The sequence below is a fragment of the Curtobacterium sp. MCBD17_019 genome, from assembly GCF_003234555.1.
GTDB lineage: Bacteria > Actinomycetota > Actinomycetes > Actinomycetales > Microbacteriaceae > Curtobacterium.
The window spans coordinates 1-5,887 of the sequence record NZ_QKTT01000031.1 but is presented as its reverse complement, the minus strand read 5'-3'; the positions used below and the strand labels follow the sequence as shown (position 1 = coordinate 5,887).

The window sequence follows — 5,887 nt, the reverse complement described above, 5'->3', positions numbered from 1 at the left end:
TGACGTTGAGTCCGGCGGTGTCCTACTCTCCCACAAGGTCCCCCTTGCAGTACCATCGGCGCTGAGAGGCTTAGCTTCCGGGTTCGGAATGTGACCGGGCGTTTCCCTCTCGCTATGACCACCGGAACACCATCGATATTCACGATCATGTTCCGCAGTTGATGCGGATGATCCCCGATCGCATATCGGGAACCACAAAGTGGACGCGAGCCCCACCCGAACGGGTGGGAAGTGTAATCAAGTCATCGGCTTATTAGTACCGGTCAGCTCCACGGGTCGTTAGTCCCCGCTTCCACATCCGGCCTATCAACCCAGTCGTCTACTGGGAGCCTCTCACCCACAAGGGGCATGGAAATCTCATCTCGAAGACGGCTTCCCGCTTAGATGCTTTCAGCGGTTATCCGGTCCGAACGTAGCTAATCAGCGGTGCCCTTGGCAGAACAACTGACACACCAGAGGTTCGTCCATCCCGGTCCTCTCGTACTAGGGATAGATCTTCTCAAATTTCCTACGCGCGCAGCGGATAGGGACCGAACTGTCTCACGACGTTCTAAACCCAGCTCGCGTACCGCTTTAATGGGCGAACAGCCCAACCCTTGGGACCTACTCCAGCCCCAGGATGCGACGAGCCGACATCGAGGTGCCAAACCATGCCGTCGATATGGACTCTTGGGCAAGATCAGCCTGTTATCCCCGAGGTACCTTTTATCCGTTGAGCGACAGCGCTTCCACAAGCCACTGCCGGATCACTAGTCCCGACTTTCGTCCCTGCTCGACTTGTCAGTCTCACAGTCAAGCTCCCTTGTGCACTTACACTCGACACCTGATTGCCAACCAGGTTGAGGGAACCTTTGGGCGCCTCCGTTACTTTTTGGGAGGCAACCGCCCCAGTTAAACTACCCACCAGGCACTGTCCATGAACCCGATCAGGGTCCTACGTTAGACATCCAGAGTGACCAGAGTGGTATTTCAACAACGACTCCACGAACACTGGCGTGCCCGCTTCACAGTCTCCCACCTATCCTACACAAGCCACACCGAACACCAATACCAAGCTGTAGTAAAGGTCACGGGGTCTTTCCGTCCTGCTGCGCGTAACGAGCATCTTTACTCGTAGTGCAATTTCGCCGAGTTCGCGGTTGAGACAGCTGGGAAGTCGTTACGCCATTCGTGCAGGTCGGAACTTACCCGACAAGGAATTTCGCTACCTTAGGATGGTTATAGTTACCACCGCCGTTTACTGGGGCTTAAATTCTGAGCTTCGCCGTGAGGCTAACCCTTCCTCTTAACCTTCCAGCACCGGGCAGGCGTCAGTCCGTATACATCGTCTTGCGACTTCGCACGGACCTGTGTTTTTAGTAAACAGTCGCTTCCCACTGGTCTCTGCGGCCTTCCCCGCTCCCGGAGCAAGTCCGTTCACGGTTCCGGCCCCCCTTCTCCCGAAGTTACGGGGGCATTTTGCCGAGTTCCTTAACCACGATTCTCTCGATCTCCTTGGTATTCTCTACCTGACCACCTGAGTCGGTTTCGGGTACGGGCAGCTGCAACCTCGCGTCGATGCTTTTCTCGGCAGCATAGGATCACTGAATTCCCCATGACGGGTATGCATCGGATCTCAGGCGTACAGACGACGGATTTGCCTATCGTCAGCCCTACATCCTTACACCAGGTTCACCTTACGGATACCATCGCCTGGCTCAGCTACCTTCCTGCGTCACACCTGTTAATACGCTAGCCGCACCAGCATGGGGTCGAGCGTTAGACCGGACGTCCATCACCCCGAAGGGATCAGGATCGAGCCGGGTTAGGACTCTTAGCACCACTGGATTGACTGGGACGGTTGTTCGCCGGTACGGGAATATCAACCCGTTGTCCATCGACTACGCCTGTCGGCCTCGCCTTAGGTCCCGACTTACCCAGGGCGGATTAGCCTGGCCCTGGAACCCTTGGTCTTTCGGAGGACGGGTTTCTCACCCGTCTTTCGCTACTCATGCCTGCATTCTCACTCGTGTGGCGTCCACGGCTGGATCACTCCGCCGCTTCACTCGCCACACGACGCTCTCCTACCACTCCGTACGACTGAACCACGAAGGCTTGTCTGGGTACGAAATCTACAACTTCGGCGGTGTGCTTGAGCCCCGTTACATTGTCGGCGCGGAATCACTTGACCAGTGAGCTATTACGCACTCTTTCAAGGGTGGCTGCTTCTAAGCCAACCTCCTGGTTGTCTGTGCAACTCCACATCCTTTCCCACTTAGCACACGCTTAGGGGCCTTAGTTGGTAGTCTGGGTTGTTTCCCTCTCGACGATGAAGCTTATCCCCCACCGTCTCACTGCTGCGCTCTCACTTACCGGCATTCGGAGTTTGGCTGACGTCAGTAACCTTGTAGGGCCCATCGGCCATCCAGTAGCTCTACCTCCGGCAAGAAACACGCAACGCTGCACCTAAATGCATTTCGGAGAGAACCAGCTATCACGAAGTTTGATTGGCCTTTCACCCCTATCCACAGCTCATCCCCTCCATTTTCAACTGAAGTGGGTTCGGGCCTCCACGACGTCTTACCGTCGCTTCACCCTGGCCATGGATAGATCACTTCGCTTCGGGTCTAGGACATGCGACTGAATCGCCCTATTCAGACTCGCTTTCGCTACGGCTACCCCACACGGGTTAACCTCGCCACATATCGCTAACTCGCAGGCTCATTCTTCAAAAGGCACGCTGTCACCCCAACAAGGAGGCTCCAACGGTTTGTAAGCAAACGGTTTCAGGTACTATTTCACTCCCCTCCCGGGGTACTTTTCACCTTTCCCTCACGGTACTTGTCCGCTATCGGTCATCTGGGAGTATTTAGGCTTATCAGGTGGTCCTGACAGATTCACACGGGATTTCTCGGGCCCCGTGCTACTTGGGATACACATCCGGCCATAACACCATTTCGTCTACGGGGCTGGCACCCACTACGGCCCGGCTTTCAAACCGGTTCGACTATGATGCGCTGTAACCGCCCCAGTCCGGCAGAACTGAGCGACGTGTCCCACAACCCCGACCATGCAACGCCCGCCGGCTATCACACATGATCGGTTTAGCCTCATCCGCTTTCGCTCGCCACTACTCACGGAATCACATGTTGTTTTCTCTTCCTGTGGGTACTGAGATGTTTCACTTCCCCACGTTCCCTCTACCCGCCCTATACATTCAGGCGGGAGTCACCAGGTCGCAAAACGCCTGGCGGGGTTTCCCCATTCGGAAATCCTCGGCTCACAGCTCGATTATCAGCTCCCCGAGGCTTATCGCAGATTTCTACGTCCTTCTTCGGCTCCAGATGCCAAGGCATCCACCGTTTGCTCTTAGAAACTTGACCACAAAGATTGCCGCGCACCGAAAACGATGCACGGCCTCAGTGTTGACTCGTCCCAACGCCAAACGACGTCAGGAGCGAATCGCACTCTTGTGACACCAGCCGACCCACCACCAACCACGAAAGCCGGCGACGAATCAGCAAGCGTCTAAGATGCTCGCGTCCACTGTGTAGTTCTCAACATACGATCGGCACCAGCCCGCCCCGACCAACCGGTCGACTTGGCACTGGCCCAACGAGGGGGCATCAAGCCCCAACCCCCACCACCACACAGGCAGCAGGGAAGCCTGGTCCCTCAGGACCCAACAACGTGCACGGCCCGAACCTCACCCACAGACCCGTTCCAACCGGCCGAAACCGACGTACTAGCATCCACGAGATCCATCCGGACCCACTGTCAATGTTCCACCCATGAGCTACCGGCAAGAACATTCGTCTCGATCCGGCGCCTGGACACCACCCCCAACCCGAACGGGCCAGGCCAGCAGTGCCAGATGCTCCTTAGAAAGGAGGTGATCCAGCCGCACCTTCCGGTACGGCTACCTTGTTACGACTTAGTCCTAATCACCGATCCCACCTTCGACGGCTCCTTCCACAAGGGTTAGGCCACCGGCTTCGGGTGTTACCGACTTTCATGACTTGACGGGCGGTGTGTACAAGGCCCGGGAACGTATTCACCGCAGCGTTGCTGATCTGCGATTACTAGCGACTCCGACTTCATGAGGTCGAGTTGCAGACCTCAATCCGAACTGAGACCGGCTTTTTGGGATTCGCTCCACCTTACGGTATCGCAGCCCTTTGTACCGGCCATTGTAGCATGCGTGAAGCCCAAGACATAAGGGGCATGATGATTTGACGTCATCCCCACCTTCCTCCGAGTTGACCCCGGCAGTCTCCTATGAGTCCCCGGCCGAACCGCTGGCAACATAGAACGAGGGTTGCGCTCGTTGCGGGACTTAACCCAACATCTCACGACACGAGCTGACGACAACCATGCACCACCTGTACACCGACCACAAGGGGGCGACCATCTCTGGCCGTTTCCGGTGTATGTCAAGCCTTGGTAAGGTTCTTCGCGTTGCATCGAATTAATCCGCATGCTCCGCCGCTTGTGCGGGCCCCCGTCAATTCCTTTGAGTTTTAGCCTTGCGGCCGTACTCCCCAGGCGGGGCGCTTAATGCGTTAGCTACGACACAGAAACCGTGGAAAGGTCCCTACATCTAGCGCCCAACGTTTACGGCGTGGACTACCAGGGTATCTAATCCTGTTCGCTCCCCACGCTTTCGCTCCTCAGCGTCAGTTACGGCCCAGAGATCTGCCTTCGCCATCGGTGTTCTTCCTGATATCTGCGCATTCCACCGCTACACCAGGAGTTCCAATCTCCCCTACCGCACTCTAGTCTGCCCGTACCCACTGCAAGCCCGAGGTTGAGCCTCGGGATTTCACAGCAGACGCGACAAACCGCCTACGAGCTCTTTACGCCCAATAATTCCGGACAACGCTTGCACCCTACGTATTACCGCGGCTGCTGGCACGTAGTTAGCCGGTGCTTTTTCTGCAGGTACCGTCACTTTCGCTTCTTCCCTACTAAAAGAGGTTTACAACCCGAAGGCCGTCATCCCTCACGCGGCGTTGCTGCATCAGGCTTTCGCCCATTGTGCAATATTCCCCACTGCTGCCTCCCGTAGGAGTCTGGGCCGTGTCTCAGTCCCAGTGTGGCCGGTCACCCTCTCAGGCCGGCTACCCGTCGTCGGCTTGGTGAGCCATTACCTCACCAACTACCTGATAGGCCGCGAGTCCATCCCCAACCAAAATTCTTTCCACGACCAGACCATGCGATCGGCCGTCATATCCAGTATTAGACGTCGTTTCCAACGCTTATCCCAGAGTCAGGGGCAGGTTACTCACGTGTTACTCACCCGTTCGCCACTAATCCGCCCAGCAAGCTGGGCATCATCGTTCGACTTGCATGTGTTAAGCACGCCGCCAGCGTTCGTCCTGAGCCAGGATCAAACTCTCCGTAAAAAACGTTCCCAACCACTCCGAAGAGCAGAAGGCGAATTTGATGCTGACTGAAAAGACTGTCTACTGACAATCATTCAATCCAAAGGAATCGTCCACGAACGCGCCAACCCGAAGGCCGACACGCACGGGGTCAATAAATTGGCATTGACAATGTGCACGCTGTTGAGTTCTCAAGGACCAGACGCATCCGCTCATCAACCCGGGAACCCCCGGACATCAGCAACGAAGCTGTGTTCTTGGTTGTGCAACCGATGTGCATCCCCCTACACGAGGTGGATGGCTCATCCCGAAGGAGAGGACCAGTTGCAGGTTTTACATCCTAAGCGTCGAAGCGATCAGGCGCAAGTCCCGATCAGAACCTCGGTGGAGGACGGTCCCGCTTGAGGCCGGCTCGCTCCGGGACACTGTCCCGGCCGCTCCGCCGCACCTTTGGGGTGACGAGTGATTACTTTACGCACCACCCCACCACCCAGCAAACCACCCCACATCCCGGGCGTGTCGCG

3 rRNA genes are annotated in these 5,887 nt (G+C 56.6%); all 3 read right to left on the bottom strand.

Going from position 1 to position 5,887, the window contains the following annotated elements:
• Positions 1-9: 9 nt before the first annotated feature.
• The 3 genes from rrf to DEI82_RS15830 all read right to left on the bottom strand — a co-directional run bounded on the left by rrf (position 10) and on the right by DEI82_RS15830 (position 5,384).
• Positions 10-126 (bottom strand): 5S ribosomal RNA (rrf, locus tag DEI82_RS15840).
• A 107-nt stretch (positions 127-233) separates the two neighbouring features.
• Positions 234-3,362 (bottom strand): 23S ribosomal RNA (locus DEI82_RS15835).
• A gap of 502 nt (positions 3,363-3,864) precedes the next feature.
• Positions 3,865-5,384: ribosomal RNA gene (locus tag DEI82_RS15830) — 16S ribosomal RNA — on the bottom strand.
• The 16S, 23S and 5S rRNA genes sit together here, the layout of an rRNA operon.
• Between the last annotated feature and the right edge of the window lie 503 nt (positions 5,385-5,887).